Here is a 15913-nt window from a genome sequence, read left to right on the forward strand (position 1 = left end):
GACCTGACACTCCAAGGACCTGACATGGCAAACCAACACCTTTTCCTGGGCATCGACTGCGGCACCCAAGGCACCAAAGCCATTGTCCTCGACGCAGTCAGCGGCCAAGTGCTGGGCCAGGGCGCCGCCGCCCACCCCCTGATCAGCGGCGCCAACGGCCGCCGTGAGCAGGACACACATCAGTGGCTGGAAGCTTTCACCCTCGCCACCCGAAACGCCCTGCTCGCCGCCAACGTCGACGGTCAACACCTCCTCGGCATCGGCGTCTCAGGCCAGCAACACGGACTGGTCCTGCTCGACGATCAGGACCAGGTCCTGCGCCCCGCCAAACTCTGGTGCGACACCGAAACCACAGCCGAAAACGACCGCCTGCTGGAGCACCTCGGCGGTGAAAAGGGTTCACTCGAGCGCCTCGGCGTCGTCATCGCACCCGGCTACACCGTGTCAAAACTGCTCTGGACCAAAGAGCAGCATCCCGAGATTTTTTCCCGAATCACCCGCATCCTGCTGCCCCACGACTACCTGAATTACTGGCTCACCGGCCGTAGCTGCAGCGAGTATGGCGACGCCTCCGGCACCGGGTATTTCAACGTGCGCAGCCGCCAGTGGGACTTGCAGCTGCTGCGCGACATCGACCCGAGCGGACGCCTGCAAGCCGCCCTGCCGGAGTTGATCGACGCCCATCAAGCCGTCGGCACGGTCCTGCCGAGCATCGCCGAACGCTTGGGCATCAACCCGCATGCGCTGGTTTCAAGCGGCGGCGGCGACAACATGATGGGCGCGATCGGCACCGGCAACATCAAGCCCGGCGCGATCACCATGAGCCTCGGTTCGTCAGGCACCGTTTACGCCTATGCCGATCAACCGAAAGTCAGCACGGACGCCTCGGTGGCGACCTTTTGTTCCTCCAGCGGTGGCTGGCTGCCGCTGATCTGCACGATGAACCTGACCAACGCGACGGGTATTATTCGCGAGTTGTTCGACCTGGATATCCAGCAGTTCAACGATTTAGTCGCGCAAGCCCCCATCGGGGCCGAAGGCGTGAGCATGCTGCCGTTCCTCAACGGCGAACGCGTCCCCGCCCTGCCCCACGCTACCGGCAGCCTGCTGGGGCTGACGATGACCAACCTGACGCCGGCCAACCTGTGCCGCGCGGTGGTGGAAGGCACGACCTTCGGTTTGCGTTATGGGCTGGACCTGCTGCGCCAGAATGGCTTACAAAGCCGCAGCATCTGCCTGATCGGCGGCGGCTCGAAGAGCCCGGTGTGGCGACAGATCGTCGCCGACATCATGGATACGCCCGTAATCTGCACCGAACAAAGCGAAGCCGCCGCCCTCGGCGCGGCGATTCAAGCAGCGTGGTGCAGGTCCTGGGCGAACGGGCAGGAAGACAGTCTGGCGGACCTGTGCGAGCGCTGCGTCAAACTCGACCTGGCCAGCGAAACCTTGCCGATTGCAAAGCATGTGGCGGCCTGTCAGCAGGCCTACGAACGCTATCAACAGCATGTCGCAACCCTTTAAAGAGTGAACAATTATGTATCTGGTGTGTGGCGAAGCGCTGTTCGATTTCTTCAGTGAAGACGACGCCAGCGGCCTGGCTTCAAAAGTGAATTTCAAGGCGATTGCCGGTGGCTCGCCGTTCAATGTCGCCGTCGGTTTGCGCCGTTTGGGTGTGGACTCGGCGCTGTTTGCCGGACTGTCCACCGACTACCTCGGCCGGCGCTTGCAGCAAGTGCTATTGAACGAAGGCGTGCGCCCGGACTTCCTCGTGGACTTCGCCGCACCCACGACATTGGCGATGGTTGCGGTGGGCGCCAACGGCTCGCCGCATTACAGCTTTCGCGGTGAAGGCTGCGCGGACCGTCAGTTGAAACCGGAACACCTGCCGGAACTGGGGACTGAAGTGCGCGGCTTGCACATCGGTTCGTTCTCGTTGGTGGTGCAACCGATAGCCGACACGTTGCTGGCGCTGGTTCAGCGTGAAAGCGGTAAACGCCTGATCAGCCTCGACCCGAACGTACGGCTCAATCCTGAACCGAACATTGACCTGTGGCGTTCGCGGATCGCGACGCTGGTCGAATACGCGGACCTGATCAAAGTCAGCGATGAGGATTTGAGCCTGTTGTATCCCGAGCAGGACCCACAGCGGGTGATTGAAGGCTGGCTGCAGCATCGCTGTCAGTTGGTGTTCCTGACCCGGGGTGGCGAAGGCGCGACGGTGTTTAGCCGGGCTCATGGTTCGTGGTCGGTGCCGGCCAGTTCGGTGAAGATTGCCGACACGGTGGGGGCTGGCGATACGTTCCAGGCGGCGTTGATTACGTGGTTGACCGAGCAACAGCTGGATTCGGTGGAAGGTGTGCAATCGCTCGACCGTGAACAGATTGCCGGGATGTTGACGTTCGCGGTGACGGCGGCGGCGTTGACGTGCAGCAAGACCGGGCCGGATTTGCCGTATCGGCAGCAACTCATCTGATAAATCGTCCCCCCGCCATAAACGGAAACTGCCGGGGGTGAGTCCTTCACGACCAGAAAACAACGATCTCAACCCGCCAGTACATACACTCTAACAGTGGCCGTCCACTGTTAGATCTGACAGTAGTCGAGCTTCATTTTTTGATATTAACTCTTCTTGCAGTGTTGCTGTTACGGACCTGAACAACAGTCTGGTTCGAGCCCACACGCTAACAAGATGGAGCAGAAAATGAAACGGAAGATCATTAAAAATCTAACGTCGCTGAACGCGATACTGGCCGCATTTGCTTTGGCGTACGGAACGGACACGATGGCCACTACTAATCTGCAAGTTCGCATGGCCAAAGAGTTTTCCTCGTGCGAAGTGATCGACATCAACAACTATAAACGTGCGGTGGGTAACTGCACGGCATCCAACGGAGCGGTGATCGTCTGGAGCTCAGATAACATTACCGGTTCGATCGTCCTCCCAAGCCTTGTGCAAGGGCAGGATTGTAGAGTTCTGGGAATTGGTATCGACGGAACTGTCTCAGGCAACTGTAAAGAAACCAACGGCCTGGAATTCGGGACAATCTGGAAACCGCCCTATACCGTCGCCACTAAACTGGAGCCACTTCGCAGCATTTTTCAGGACCAGAGAAACCCGGACGATGTCAGTACAAAAGCAGTTGCCTACAACAACAGTGGGTTTGTTGTGGGGCAAAGCATCGACAAAAATGGTCGTGCCACTGCAACGATGTGGACCTCAGTAGACGCTAAAACCCCGATGACGGTGTCAACCCCCAGGGATAACTGCCAAGCGGTTGCGATCAACGATCAGATGGCACCTGACGCGCCTCGTGTCGCGCTCAACTGCCGTGATGAGGCGGGGAAAGGCGTTGCGAAAATTGCCTACAGAGATATTTCTGGCTTCATCGCCGTCAATGTAAACGTCCCGGCGAATTACTCGTCTTGCGAGATTCGAGCGGTCAATAATGCAAACCGATATGTAGGGAGTTGTGTTTCATCGAACAACAAGCCCATGGCAACCTACTGGGATGGGGAAAATTCCGAGCCCAAAGTCCTAGACTTGCATAATTTTATGTCAAGCGTTGTTGGTGTGGCCGTTAATAGCAGCGGGAACATTGCCCTCGACTACCACACTTTGGACGGCACTCCAAACCCCGGCTTTTGGCACCCTCAAGACATTGCCATCAACATTGTCACTGCGCCAAAAGGTCAGACTTACGGTCGGGTCAAACGGGTCAGCGATAATAATGTCCTGCTGCTGAAAAAAGAAAACGATGGACGCAAAGTGGTTGGCAATATCGTGGGGTCGGAGCCGCCGGAGTTCACTATGGTGGGAGGGGGTGAACCCAGTCCATTCACTGCCATTTCTCCGAATGGAGCGTTCATGGCTGAAGTCCTGCCCTGAGACGACGTCGCGAAGAGGCCCATGTTGAAACCTTCGCGCAATACAAATACTTAGGGCGCCGACACCGTAGGCTCAGGTGATACGTTCCAGGCGGGCAGTTGGAATTGCGCTGAATGTAAGGCCCTCATCGCGAGCCGGCTCGCGATGGCGGTGTAACACACACCGCCAATCTCAGGGTCACCACCCCGAAAGTCTGAAAATGACTGTCGATTCCCGGTCGCCGCAATTGCGTGACGCTGTCGTGTTCAGGAACAGATGACGAAATATGCCCCGCATTCATTGACCCATACCTTGTGCCTAAGGGTTTTCCTGATAGCACAAGGCATCCGCACCTACGCCATTTGCGCCTTGAACGAGGCCGTTTAATCCTGCACCATCCGCCCCAGCTTATCCAAAGGACGGAATTCAAGGCATGCTGGACGCTAACGCAACCCATATTTCCCTCACGCTGGAAGGTGTTTCCGCCGACCTGCAAGTCCTCAGTTTCGTCGGCCGTGAAGCCCTCAACCAGCCGTTCTGTTTCGACATCGAGCTGGTCAGCGCCCGCCCCGACCTGAAACTCGAAGACATTCTGCACAAACCAGGTTGCCTGACCTTCGGCGCAACCGGCAAAGGCCTCATCCACGGCCTGGTCTATCGAATCGAGCAAGGCGACTCGGGTAAAAAACTGACCCGCTACAGCATCAGCCTGTGCCCGCAATTGGCGTACCTGCGCCACAACCACGACCAGCAAATCTTCCAGCAGTTAAGCGTGCCGAAGATCATCGCGCAGGTCCTGGAAGCGCGCGGCATCCTCGCGGACGCCTACAGTTTTCAGCTCGGTGCGGTTTACCCGGACCGCGACTACTGCGTGCAGTACGACGAATCCGACCTGCATTTCATCCAGCGCCTGTGCGAAGAAGAAGGCATTCACTTCCACTTTCAGCACAGCGCCAGCGGCCACAAACTGGTGTTCGGCGATGACCAGACCGTGTTCCGCAAACTCTCGCCCGTGGCCTACCAGCAAGACTCCGGCATGGCCGCCGAGAAACCGGTGATCAAACGCTTCAACCTGCGCCTGGAAACCCGCACCAGCCGCGTCAGCCGCCGCGACTACGACTTTGAAAAGCCACGCATCCTGCCCGAAGGCGCCGCCAAGAGCGGCGTCGCCCCGGACCTCGAAGACTACGATTACCCCGGCCTCTTTCTCACGCGCGAACGCGGTAAACAACTGGCGACCCGTGCGCTGGAACGCCATCGCAGCGACTACAAACTCGCTGAAGGCAAAGGTGACGAACCGACGTTGGTCAGCGGCCACTTCATGGCCCTCAGCGAACACCCGCGCAGCGAATGGAACGATCTCTGGCTGCTGCTGGAAGTGGTCCACGAAGGCAAACAGCCGCAAGTGCTCGGCGAGAACATCACCAGCGACGTCACCCACAACAAAGACGATTTCCACCAGGGCTACCGCAACCGCTTCCTCGCCACGCCGTGGGACGCGCACTACCGCCCTGCCCTCGAACACCCGAAACCGCAAGTCCTCGGCAGCCAGACCGCCATCGTCACCGGCCCGCCGGGCGAAGAAATCCATTGCGACGAATACGGTCGCGTCAAAGTGCAATTCTTCTGGGACCGCGACGGCCAGGCCAACGACAAAACCAGCTGCTGGCTGCGCGTCGCCACCGGTTGGGCCGGCAGTGCCTACGGCGGCATCGCCATCCCGCGCGTCGGCATGGAAGTGCTCGTCACCTTCCTCGAAGGCGACCCCGACCAGCCATTGGTCACCGGCTGCCTGTACCACAAGGAAAACGTCGTCCCCTACGACCTGCCGGCAAACAAAACCCGCAGCACCTTCAAGACCCTCAGCTCACCGGGCGGCAAGGGCTACAACGAATTTCGCATCGAAGACAAAAAAGGCGCGGAACAGATCTACCTCCACGCCCAGCGCGACTGGGATGAAAACATCGAGCACGACCAGAAAATCCGCATCGGCAACGAACGGCACGACACGGTCGAGGCCAATGTCTTCAGCGAGTTCAAGGTTGAAGAACACCGCATCACTCACCTGGACCGCAAGACTGAAGCGCGGGCCGATGATCACCTGACGGTGGCAGCGACCCAGCATGTGAAGGTCGGCACGGCGCAGTTCGTCGAGGCGGGAGAAGAGATTCACTACAACGCTGGCGACAAGGTGGTGGTTGAAGGCGGGATGGAACTGACGGCCAAGGCTGGCGGGAGTTTCGTCAAGGTGGATGCCGGGGGCGTGACGATTAGTGGGGCTGAGGTGAAGACCAATTCGGGTGGGGCGCCGGGTTCGGGGAGCGGGATTAAGATTCTTCCGCCGATTATTCCGGGTGCAGCAGCGGCGGCCGCAGCAGGGAAACTGCTGAGTGCTCCGCCGGTTGGCAAGTTTAATGCGGTGGCTGATTTGGAGCCTAAGGCAGCACGTCCGGCTGAGGAGGAAGAGCTGGAGGAAGAGGAAGAAGAGGTTGAGCTGGAAGAAATTACGTTGCGGATTGGGATGTTCTTTGATGGTACGGGGAATAACCGTAACAATAGCGAGCGTGTTTATGGTTGCTTCGCTCCGGATGTAAACCTGCAAGATATGGCCGAGGACATCCGTCAGTTCTGCGCTTCTTTAGGCTACGACGGCAAAGGAAGTAGCCCGGACAACAGTTATGGCAATGATGTCAGTAACGTAGCCAGACTGTATGACCTTTATCAGAACCAAGTGGATGAAGCGCTGCCTATTGATGCAGAAAGGGCGAGTTTATCGATTTATGTGGATGGGATCGGCACCAGCAGTATCGAGGAGGACTCGACTTTTTCACAAGGCACAGGCATAGGTGCACAAGGTGTCCGGGCGCGGGTAGAAGAGACTCCCGAGCTATTTATTCAGGCGATCCGACTCTTTAAAAACAACAATCCTGATAAGCGTATTTCGAACATTGAGTTCGACATTTTCGGATTCAGTCGAGGCTCTGCGGCGGCAAGAGACTTTGCTAATGAAATACTAAAAGGTAGCCAAAGTATTCTCGCTAAAGCGCTGCCGGCGGGATCGCCAATGTTATCGGACAGCTTCGCATGGAAGCCAAATACCGACATCTCCATAAATTTCATCGGCGTCTACGACACAGTTGCAGCCATTGCCAACCCGCTGGTAGGAGATTGGAATGGTAATAATGCTTTTAACCCAGGGATCAATATCCATCTAGCACCAGGCGCCGCGAAGAAAGTAGTCCAATTAGTCGCTCGAAATGAGCGACGTTACAATTTTGCGTTAAACAGTCTTGGGGCTGCCGATATTATTTTGCCGGGCGTGCACTCGGACCTCGGTGGCGGCTATCTACCTAAGGCGAGAGAGCGGATACTGCTCAGCAAACCGCGTAGGAGCCCGGTAGACGAAAGGACATCTTTTGTTGAAGCTAACAGTTACAAAGTTGCCCAAGAGGACTTGAGGCGGCTACAGGATCAATTGGCCCAATATAACCTCCCATTGGAGATCCGTACGTGGGAGGTGCCGTTTCGTACTACGGGCAAAGAAAACCGCAAAGATATGAAACACGTTTATGCCGCTGTCAGCAGTCAACGAGAGGTCCGCAGTGAACTGTCCTTGATCTACTTTCGGATCATGCGCGAACTAGCCGTTGAAAATGGAGTGCCTTTTGGACAAATCCCCGAGAGCAACCCAAGACTGGCGCTACCTGCGGAGCTCATACCTATCTCCGAAAAATTGTTGTCGTACGCTCAGGGGAAAAGCAAAACAATAGGGCTGACCTCACAGGAAGAGGAACTGCTCTTCCAACGTTACGTTCATTTATCTGACAACTGGAACGCCGCTAAAAATCGAAACAATAGTGACTTGAATATAGTCTTCATCAATCGACCAGACGTAAATTCTGTACGTACGGTACATCCAAATGAGTAACTTTTTACGCGTCGCTATCGCCGCCTTTCTGCTCAGTGGATGCACGTTAGCCAACAGTGAAACGCTACCTTACAAAGCCTGGCGCCTGGGTTTCTCAGCACCTAACTACATGGACGTCTGGATCGAAACAGCTGATGTTATTGATGTCGAAGGCCAAGTATACAGACGTGCCATGAGTGGCATTGCTGCGATACAGAGTCCTCCCAATAACACGGGCGACCCTAGAGGCTGGCCGGAAAAGCCGGGGCCGGGCAAAGGTAAGAGTGTAACTGGAGCAAACTTACCCAAAAAAATCTACGTCCGATGGCAATCATTGGTTGAACCTCAAACTTATAAAATGGTTATCGAGATATCCGAGTCGACCAGGGAACTTATGCGCAAGGGTGAAAAAGCCTTTTGTGCTGCTGATGGAAAATGGATAACAGGCTACCGCGAGGTATTGGTAATAAATCTGGCACCCGGAGGGATGGCTAAAGTGTGGGTAATGGGATCGTGCCTGCCAGCGATAGAAGTGGCTAAGGTAAAAGCCGAAATTGACCCAAGAGGACCTTATGAAGGTAAGTCTGGCGGCAAGTACGACAAGCTATCCGACCAGTCCAAAGCGTACATCGAAAAGTTTGGTGTGCCCTATGATTCTTGGAAGTGACAGAGCCAAAGCAGCCTGATGAGTAATTTCTTGCGAACTACGATTTGCGCATTTTTGCTCAGTGGTTGCACATACGCCAACAGCGAGCCAATGCCTTACAAATCCTGGTACTTGGGATTCTCGGCGCCCGATTACATGGAGGTTTGGATCGAGTCAGCTGATGTGGTCGATGTAAAGGAACAGGTGTATCCCCGTGCAATGAGTGGCACCGCCGCGATACAAAGACCTCCCAACAATTCAGGTGACCCTAAAGGATGGCCTCAGAAACCTGGCATTGGAAAAGGTAAAAATGTGACTGGGGCGGATTTACCCCAAAAAATCTATGTCCGCTGGCAATCTTTGGTCGAACCCCAGACTTACCAGATGGTGATCAACTTACCCGAGGCGACTCAGGAGATCATGCGCAAGGGCGAAAAGGCTTTTTGTGCTGCCGATGGCAAGTGGATAACAGACTACCGAAACGCATTGGTTATCAATTTGGCGCCCGGTGGCATAGCCAAGGTTTGGGTACGAGGGTCATGCCTTACTCCGATCGAGGTAATTAGGGTAAAGGGCGTGATTGATCCGCGAGGCCCATATGAAGGGAAATCCGGTGGCAAGTACGATTCTCTATCTGATGAATCCAAAGCTTATGTCAAAGAGTTTGGTGTGCCCTATGGTTCTTGGTAGCGACAGAGTCGTGACGTCCTAATGAGAAAATTTTTACAATTCAGCCTCACCACGCTCTTACTCAGTGGCTGCGCATTTGCTAGCAGCAACTCAATGCCTTACAAATCCTGGTACTTGGGATTCTCGGCTCCTGACTACATGGAGGTTTGGATCGAAACCGCCGATGTTGTCGATATTCAGGACCATGTATACCCACGTGCGATGAGTGGTCTTGCCTCCATGTTAAAGCCTCCCAACAATTCTGGCGATCCGCGAGGTTGGCCGAAAAGAGCTAGCATCGGCAGCGGTAAGCATGTGACAGGGGCCGACTTGCCCAAGCAGATTTATGTCCGCTGGCAGTCGCAGGTCGAACCGCAAACCTACTTGATGGTGGTTAAAATCCCTGAGGCTACTCGGGAGATTATGCTTAAGGGTGAAAAGGTTTTCTGCGCTGCCGATGGGAAATGGATCACTGGCTATCGTCAGTCAATCGGTATAAGGCTGGTCCCCGGAGGTATTGCCAAAGTCTGGGTTGGCGGTCCATGCATGACGCCGATCGAGGTGACCACGGTAAAAGCCGTGATTGATCCGCGTGGCCCATACGAAGGTAAGTCTGGAGGTCACTACCGCCCCCTTTCCGGCGTTTCCAAAGCCTACGTTGAAAAATATGGCGTGCCTTATGATTCCTGGAAATGAAAGAGCCAACGCAGTCTGATGAGGAGTTTCTTGCGAAGTACGATTTGTGCATTTTTGCTCAGTGGTTACACTTTCGCCAACAGCGAGGCAATGCCTTACAAATCATGGCGCCTGGGCTTTTCAGCGCCGAATTACATGGAAGTGTGGATTGAATCGGCTGATGTAGTCGATATCAAAGAGCAGGTTTATCCGCGAGCGATGAGTGGCACTGCTGCCATACAGACGCCTCCTAACAACACTGGCGACCCTAGAGGGTGGCCCGAAAAGCCAGGAATCGGCAAAGGTAAGAATGTAACTGGGGCGGACTTGCCAAAAAAGATTTACGTACGCTGGCAGTCTCTTGTCGAACCGCAAACTTACCAAATGGTGATCGACGCCCCCGAGACGACAAGGGCGATAATGCGCAAGGAAGGAAAAAGCTTTTTGCGCATTTGATGGTAAGTGGATTACAGACTACCGCAACGCGTTGGTTATCAATTTGGCGCCAGGCGGGATAGCCAAAATGTGGGTGATGGGATCTCGCTGAGGAATCCAAACCCGTTGAAAAAGCCTATACGAAAGATCAGTGTCACTTACTGCAACAACAAGCCGTTGAGCGAATACTAGGCTGGATCGTGAACCAGGCCAAGACGCAAGGAACCCTTCCACTTGCACAGGCACAATTTGAAGAAGCATGCATGAGCATGAATCGATTTGGCACGAAAGCTTCGAATAATGCGGAGCAAAGCTACTGCGAAAACAGACTCAGAATGGACAATTTTATGTCGGAAGCAGTCCAACGACTTTTTGGTGACCAAAACGATGAGATGCGTGCTCGATACAAAACGCACGTAAGTTCGTTAGGCTCCCGATTAGACGGTACATGTAGTCGCGCCCAATACTATGGAAGGACTTACATACCAGGCGGGAAAGCGACGTATACCGGTGCAATCAAGTAATCTTAAGGTGAAGCAAATGCTGCGTAACTCAATTCTTTCTGCGGCACTCTTATTACTGGTGTTCGCCCCCCATGCATCCGCGGAACTTACGGCTGAGCAGCAAACGGCTAAAGATCGCGGGATCACCCTCTTCAACCAGTACAAAGCTGCTGCAACAGAATTACGCATCGCAGCGGAAGCAGGAGACGCAGAAGCTCAGTTTTATTTAGCTGAGGAGTTGCGTAAAGAAACGCAATTTCTGACCGCCGACGCCCAAAAATGGTATGAAGCTTCGGCCGCCCAGGGCGATTACTACTCTATGTTTAAACTCGCCACATCTGAAGGGGATCTGTGTGCGACAGCTAATAAATGTCCAGCCGGAAGTAAAAGTGCTGGTGCATGGTTAGAGCTGTTAATAAAAACAGCGGAGCCTCGAGCACTGAAAGGTGATGCCGAAGCAATGGCTATTATGTATCACGCAAAGTCGGATTTGACATGGCTAGAAAAATCAGCTGAAGCGGGATATGCGCCCGCACAATGGCTATTGGCAAATCGTTACTCCGAGGGCGAAGGTAGTTTCTTGCCTTGGAATCGTAAGTCAGCCGAAGAGAAATGGCTGAAAGCATCAGCCGAAGGCGGTTTCCCTAAGGCCATGATTGAATACATTTCTATTTTGTATGAGCGCGGTGACATGGAGGGAGTTCGTCACTGGCTTGAGGTTGCTGCCAATACTGGTTACCAAGACGCGGTGAGCAGTTACGGAGCTTACCTTTCTCATACCCCAGATAAAGTCGGATACCCTATTGACCTGGTAAAAGGGTTTGCCTTGGTATCGTTATTGAAAGAGCTAGACGGTGGTGGAAACGTTCAGGTTTATGTCGAAGGAAAGCTTCCTGTTATTGCGAAAAAAATGACACCTGAACAAATACTCGAAGCCAATGATTTTGCAAAAAAATGGAAAGCTACGCACCCACCACTTTCTTTCTACCCAGAAAAACTAGGCCTGTAACGTTGCGTAGTATTTCTCACGCACGCTTTAAGGTACGCAGTCGAAACTGCTGGAAATCCCTATGAAGCTTACTTGGCACACGCGCCATCACTTTACGACGTCCCACTCGATTTTGTTAAAGGGTACGCACTGACATCACTAGTCTCAGAATTTGATGGTGGCGGGAATGTTAAAACATATGTAGACGTGGTTTTGCCTGAAATCGCGGCAAAAATGAATCCTGAACAAATTGCGGAAGCTAAGATATTTGCGGAGAAGTGGAAAAGCACACATCCGCCACTGTCATTTTACCCAGACAAGCTTGGGTACTGAGTTTCACTTCTACTTTGTAGAAGCGAGAGGATATCTCGTGTATCTAACTTCTTTCGGCCACTGGATTCAGAGCGCCTTTTTTTCCTAAACAGGCCAAGCCTCCTAAGAGATCGGCCTGTTCAATGTGAGACAGCGTCAGACCGGCGCCTTCCACCCCATCATCCGCTGCTGCGCAACTGCTAACAGGTCAAACCCGTCCTGGGTCAGCAAGTAGAGCGCGTGAGTAATGTGCGGAATATCTTGAACATCGCTGTGCTTGAAACATAGGCAATGAAGCGTTTCAAGTAGCTGGGTAGAGGCTCGTACGCGCTGTAACCCGGCTTCGAATATGTCTTGGGGGTTGGCTTCGGTGTCGATCAGCAAAGGACTTGAATCGGTAACGCCGCTGTTGAGTGGACGATAGCGATCTGGAAACGGTTTGAACGTTGGCATAGTAATTACTCGGTTGTTTTTAAAAAAACCGCTAACACCGTGACCAAACGGTGGGAGGCGGACTGTGTACAGGCTTGGTCAACCGAAACAACCATCGGCTCGCTCGAAAGCGTCCGGCACACAGCCGCCATAACTACTCGACATGAGGACGTAGAAGTCCGCGGGGCGAATAATGGCACACTTAAGTGCGTTGTTTCAGGTGACCAAACCCGATCGCTGATTTTGCAGCGAGCCCAAACAGTAATCGCTCCGCCCATCAGGCGAAAGTCGATAAGGCGTCTGGTTCTGTAGGACCAGGCCGAAGACTCCGTACCCCCTTTCCTAACGAAACCTCCGTCAGACACCGTCCCTCGCGACAGGCGGCGTTCAGGTGGGTTAACCATTGCTTAACCCCGCGGTCCAAAACTTCACTGGACCGCACGCCCTCAGATTCCTCTGATGCCCAGTGCGGCAGGTTTGACGTTGATCGTCGAACTGACTTTCCGTCCGCACTGGAGATCGTCACATGAACACTCGCATGCTGCTCCTTGCCTCCGCCCTCGCCTGCACCGCGTTTGCCGGGCTTGCCCAGGCCAATGACACGTCCAAAGCCACGCCCTATCACTACGGCATGCCGCTCAATGTCGGCAAAGTCGTGGCGCTGACAGAGCCGACGACCAATGAATGCAAAGTGATTACCGCCGACATGAAGTACATCGATACGTCGGGCAAGCCTGAAGAAATCAGCTACAGGAAACTTTCCGACGCGTGCAGTTTGCAAAACTGACGGAAAGGTCTGATTCGAAACCAAGCGGTTTTACTGTGAGGGTTCTGGCGTTATGCTTTAGCGCCTCCCTCACTGCCGCAAGGATTCGCTATGCAGTTTTCGTTTCGCACGTTATCGATATTCACCGCCGCCCTGTGTCTGGTGCTGGCGCTGGTCTGGGGTTTGATGCCGGATTGGCTGCTGGCGATTTGGGGTATTGAATACTCCTCGGCGACAGGCGTTGTTTCGCGACGCATCGCGGTGGTGTTCGCGGCGTTGGGGTTGATTTTTTATTGGGTTCGAAACGAGCCACCCTCGGTCATCCGAAGCGCATTAAGCAGCGGCTTTATGGTCGGCTGTTTCGGACTGGCGGCACTGGGTTTCGGCGAATGGCTCAACGGCCATACCGGGCCGGGTATTTTGCTGGCGGTCCTGGTGGAGCTGGCGCTAGGCCTGGGTTTTCTTCAGACCCGGCGCCTGTCGGTGGAACTCGAAACGGTGCGTTAAAGCGCCCTGGTCGCCCGGCGTGGAGAAATGACCTCAGGATGTTGCCGGGCGTGCAGCCCGTCGATTAATTCGTTGATTTCCCGACAACCATTGAGCGCCGAGGCATCAATCCCGGTCACGTGCAGATCCAGCCGATCGGTCTGATCGTCCGCGTACACTTTTATCGTCATCAACAAATCCGGGGACAGCGTGCATTCGCAACGCTTGGGCAAAAACCTGTTTTCGATGATGTTGCGAAGTTCCAAGGCAGAAAGAAACATGGCGACCCCTCCTTTGTGAGACAGCCAATCAACAATCGACGCTGGCTCGTGTGCAGTCCCGGCCAGATTAAGAACAACTGAAGCATAAAACATGCCTTGAATTTCGCCGTGCAGTTCATCGGCAAATCAATGATTTAGCCGCAAGACTTAATGAAACCACCGTGCAATTTGCATGAAGGGACGTGAAAGGCGTTGCAAATTACCGTCTGACAGCGCCGGGTTTGCATTGGGGCCTGAGCACAGTAAGAATGGCGCCACGAATTGAATACACGCAAGGAGGCATCATGGGTTCTTTGACCTTTACTACGACTGTCGGACTAATGGTTGCCGGGCTGTCGACCATCGCCAATGCTGCAACGCTCGAAACCGTCGCCCCCTTCCCCAAGCCTGAAAGCGGTTTTACCCGCCAGGTCATTCATCTTGCCCCGCAAACGAAAGAAGACGACTTTCAAGTCGAAATCCTCGCCGGTAAAACCCTGACCGTGGACTGCAATCGCCAGCGTCTGGGTGGGATGCTTGAGGAGAAAAACCTCGAGGGTTGGGGCTACCCGTTCTACCGACTGGATAAAGTCATCGGCCCGATGAGCACGCTGATGGCCTGCCCGGATAGCAAGAGTAAAAAAGACTTCGTACCGGTGGTCGGCGATGGCTTCTTGCTGCGTTACAACAGTAAGCTGCCGATCGTGCTGTACGTGCCAAAAGACATCGAAGTGCGCTACCGGATCTGGTCAGCGTCGAGCAAGGTCGAGAAAGCCGTTCAGGAGTAACCCCTTCCTGCCTCACGCCGGGACGCCGCTGATGGCGGCGCGCTCGGCCACGTGGCGCAAACTGTCAAAGTTGATGTTGGCCCCCGAGTCGATGGCCACCAGTGTCTGGCCACGGGCACCGGTTTGCGCGACGTACTTTTTGATTCCGGCCACGGCCAGCGCGCCCGACGGTTCGGTGATCGATCGGGTATCGTCATAGATGTTCTTGATCGCGGCGCACAGTTCGTCGTTGCTGACCGTCAACACGTCATCGACGCAAAACCGGCACACTTCGAAGCCATAAGCGCCGATCTGCGCCACCGCCACGCCATCGGCGAAAGTGCCGACGCTCGGCAGCACAACCCGTTCGTGCGCCTGCAGCGCTGCCGCCAAACACGCCGAATGTTCTGACTCGACGCCGATGATGCGCACTTCAGGTCGCAGGTATTTGACGTATGCGGCGATACCGGCAATCAAACCTCCACCGCCTACCGGCACAAAGATCACGTCGATCGGGCCTTGATGCTGACGCAGGATCTCCATCGCCACGGTGCCCTGCCCGGCAATCACGTCCGGGTCGTCGAAGGGCGATACAAAGGTGCGACCGGTTTGTTCGGCCAGGTTCAGCGCATAGTCGAGGGCGAACGGAAAACTCTCGCCGTACAGCACCGCCTCCGCCCCGCGACTGCGCACCCCGAGCACTTTCAGTTCCGGCGTGGTCAGTGGCATGACAATGGTCGCGGCAATCCCCAAGGTTTTCGCCGCCAGCGCCACGCCTTGGGCATGATTGCCTGCTGACGCGGTGATCACGCCGCGTGCCTTTTGCTCATCACTAAGCTGCACCAACTTGTTGTAGGCACCGCGAATCTTGAAGGAAAAGGTTGGTTGCAGGTCCTCGCGCTTGAGCAGCACCTGATTACCCAACGCCTCGGAGAGCGCCGGCGCCGCTTGCAACGGCGTGCGCACCGCCAGTTCATACACCGGCGCGGCAAGGATCTTTTTTACGTAATGCTCAAGCAAGGTCTGCTGGGCGAGCGTGCTGGTCATGGTCGTCTCCTGGCTGTGTTCGGGGCCCTGGAGACAGAAAGTAAAAACCCGCCTCTAGGGCGGGTTGGGTGCTGCAGTCGTGAGCTAGCCCGCCAGATAAGGAATGGCGGTAATAATGCTTGGCTGGCAGCGCAATACGGTGGAAGTCATGACTG

14 protein-coding genes and 1 pseudogene are annotated in these 15913 nt (G+C 54.9%); 12 read left to right on the forward strand and 3 right to left on the reverse strand.

Annotated features, from left to right (window positions below; all coding sequences use genetic code 11):
* Positions 1-24: 24 nt before the first annotated feature.
* The 9 genes and pseudogenes from xylB (at position 25) to AB4N43_RS03060 (ending at position 11709) form a co-directional block, all read left to right on the forward strand.
* Positions 25-1521, forward strand: a complete 1497-nt coding sequence (gene xylB / locus AB4N43_RS03020) for a xylulokinase (protein WP_460153133.1) — start codon at positions 25-27, stop codon at positions 1519-1521.
* A gap of 13 nt (positions 1522-1534) precedes the next feature.
* On the forward strand, positions 1535-2473 hold the full coding sequence (locus AB4N43_RS03025; RefSeq protein ID WP_460153135.1) for a carbohydrate kinase family protein: 939 nt from the start codon (positions 1535-1537) through the stop codon (positions 2471-2473).
* Between the two features lie 228 nt (positions 2474-2701).
* The gene (locus AB4N43_RS03030) at positions 2702-3886 is read left to right on the forward strand and encodes a hypothetical protein (protein ID WP_410921527.1); all 1185 of its coding nucleotides are present in this window, start codon (positions 2702-2704) and stop codon (positions 3884-3886) included.
* A gap of 412 nt (positions 3887-4298) precedes the next feature.
* A complete protein-coding gene (tssI, locus tag AB4N43_RS03035) occupies positions 4299-7793 on the forward strand; it encodes a type VI secretion system tip protein TssI/VgrG (protein ID WP_460153136.1) in 3495 nt (1164 codons plus the stop codon).
* Positions 7786-8439: a DUF2931 family protein gene (locus tag AB4N43_RS03040; protein WP_027923552.1), complete on the forward strand. Its 654-nt coding sequence runs from the start codon at positions 7786-7788 to the stop codon at positions 8437-8439. The genes tssI and AB4N43_RS03040 overlap by 8 nt, the downstream gene beginning before the upstream one ends.
* Before the next feature lie 18 nt (positions 8440-8457).
* A complete protein-coding gene (locus AB4N43_RS03045) occupies positions 8458-9108 on the forward strand; it encodes a DUF2931 family protein (RefSeq protein WP_027923551.1) in 651 nt (216 codons plus the stop codon).
* A 21-nt stretch (positions 9109-9129) separates the two neighbouring features.
* Entirely contained in the window at positions 9130-9783 is a 654-nt protein-coding gene (locus AB4N43_RS03050; protein WP_027923550.1) for a DUF2931 family protein, read from the forward strand.
* Between the two features lie 18 nt (positions 9784-9801).
* Positions 9802-10300, forward strand: a pseudogene (locus AB4N43_RS03055) (DUF2931 family protein); the annotation flags it as partial.
* Positions 10301-10737: 437 nt separating this feature from the next.
* Entirely contained in the window at positions 10738-11709 is a 972-nt protein-coding gene (locus tag AB4N43_RS03060) for a tetratricopeptide repeat protein (RefSeq protein ID WP_027923549.1), read from the forward strand.
* A 447-nt stretch (positions 11710-12156) separates the two neighbouring features.
* Here the strand turns inward: AB4N43_RS03060 and AB4N43_RS03065 are convergent, their stop codons facing one another.
* Complete coding sequence (locus AB4N43_RS03065; protein ID WP_027923548.1) at positions 12157-12453, reverse strand: hypothetical protein; 297 nt, start codon at positions 12451-12453, stop codon at positions 12157-12159.
* 505 nt (positions 12454-12958) lie between these two features.
* On the opposite strand from AB4N43_RS03065, the gene AB4N43_RS03070 reads away from it, so the two are divergent.
* A complete protein-coding gene (locus AB4N43_RS03070; RefSeq protein ID WP_059183004.1) occupies positions 12959-13219 on the forward strand; it encodes a DUF2790 domain-containing protein in 261 nt (86 codons plus the stop codon).
* 90 nt (positions 13220-13309) lie between these two features.
* The gene (locus tag AB4N43_RS03075; protein WP_027923546.1) at positions 13310-13705 is read left to right on the forward strand and encodes a hypothetical protein; all 396 of its coding nucleotides are present in this window, start codon (positions 13310-13312) and stop codon (positions 13703-13705) included.
* On the opposite strand, the gene AB4N43_RS03080 is transcribed toward AB4N43_RS03075, so the two are convergent.
* Positions 13702-13965: a DUF1652 domain-containing protein gene (locus AB4N43_RS03080; RefSeq protein ID WP_027923545.1), complete on the reverse strand. Its 264-nt coding sequence runs from the start codon at positions 13963-13965 to the stop codon at positions 13702-13704. The genes AB4N43_RS03075 and AB4N43_RS03080 overlap by 4 nt on opposite strands.
* 284 nt (positions 13966-14249) lie before the next feature.
* On the opposite strand from AB4N43_RS03080, the gene eco reads away from it, so the two are divergent.
* Positions 14250-14732 (forward strand): serine protease inhibitor ecotin, encoded by a 483-nt coding sequence (gene eco, locus AB4N43_RS03085; protein ID WP_027923544.1) that lies wholly within the window; start codon positions 14250-14252, stop codon positions 14730-14732.
* Positions 14733-14744: 12 nt separating this feature from the next.
* Here eco and ilvA read toward each other — a convergent pair whose 3' ends face one another.
* On the reverse strand, positions 14745-15758 hold the full coding sequence (gene ilvA, locus AB4N43_RS03090) for a threonine ammonia-lyase, biosynthetic (RefSeq protein ID WP_081743949.1): 1014 nt from the start codon (positions 15756-15758) through the stop codon (positions 14745-14747).
* Between the last annotated feature and the right edge of the window lie 155 nt (positions 15759-15913).

Source organism: Pseudomonas sp. S2_B07, assembly GCF_054668435.1.

Excerpts from the sequence above, each read along its gene's own strand:
- AB4N43_RS03025 (WP_460153135.1), top strand. The coding sequence starts at position 1,535 with ATGTATCTGGTGTGTGGCGAAGCGCTGTTCGATTTCTTCAGTGAAGAC.
- xylB (WP_460153133.1), top strand. The coding sequence starts at position 25 with ATGGCAAACCAACACCTTTTCCTGGGCATCGACTGCGGCACCCAAGGC.
- AB4N43_RS03075 (WP_027923546.1), top strand. The coding sequence starts at position 13,310 with ATGCAGTTTTCGTTTCGCACGTTATCGATATTCACCGCCGCCCTGTGT.
- AB4N43_RS03070 (WP_059183004.1), top strand. The coding sequence starts at position 12,959 with ATGAACACTCGCATGCTGCTCCTTGCCTCCGCCCTCGCCTGCACCGCG.
- AB4N43_RS03040 (WP_027923552.1), top strand. The coding sequence starts at position 7,786 with ATGAGTAACTTTTTACGCGTCGCTATCGCCGCCTTTCTGCTCAGTGGA.
- AB4N43_RS03080 (WP_027923545.1), bottom strand. The coding sequence starts at position 13,965 with ATGTTTCTTTCTGCCTTGGAACTTCGCAACATCATCGAAAACAGGTTT.
- AB4N43_RS03050 (WP_027923550.1), top strand. The coding sequence starts at position 9,130 with ATGAGAAAATTTTTACAATTCAGCCTCACCACGCTCTTACTCAGTGGC.
- AB4N43_RS03060 (WP_027923549.1), top strand. The coding sequence starts at position 10,738 with ATGCTGCGTAACTCAATTCTTTCTGCGGCACTCTTATTACTGGTGTTC.
- tssI (WP_460153136.1), top strand. The coding sequence starts at position 4,299 with ATGCTGGACGCTAACGCAACCCATATTTCCCTCACGCTGGAAGGTGTT.
- ilvA (WP_081743949.1), bottom strand. The coding sequence starts at position 15,758 with ATGACCAGCACGCTCGCCCAGCAGACCTTGCTTGAGCATTACGTAAAA.
- eco (WP_027923544.1), top strand. The coding sequence starts at position 14,250 with ATGGGTTCTTTGACCTTTACTACGACTGTCGGACTAATGGTTGCCGGG.
- AB4N43_RS03045 (WP_027923551.1), top strand. The coding sequence starts at position 8,458 with ATGAGTAATTTCTTGCGAACTACGATTTGCGCATTTTTGCTCAGTGGT.
- AB4N43_RS03030 (WP_410921527.1), top strand. The coding sequence starts at position 2,702 with ATGAAACGGAAGATCATTAAAAATCTAACGTCGCTGAACGCGATACTG.
- AB4N43_RS03065 (WP_027923548.1), bottom strand. The coding sequence starts at position 12,453 with ATGCCAACGTTCAAACCGTTTCCAGATCGCTATCGTCCACTCAACAGC.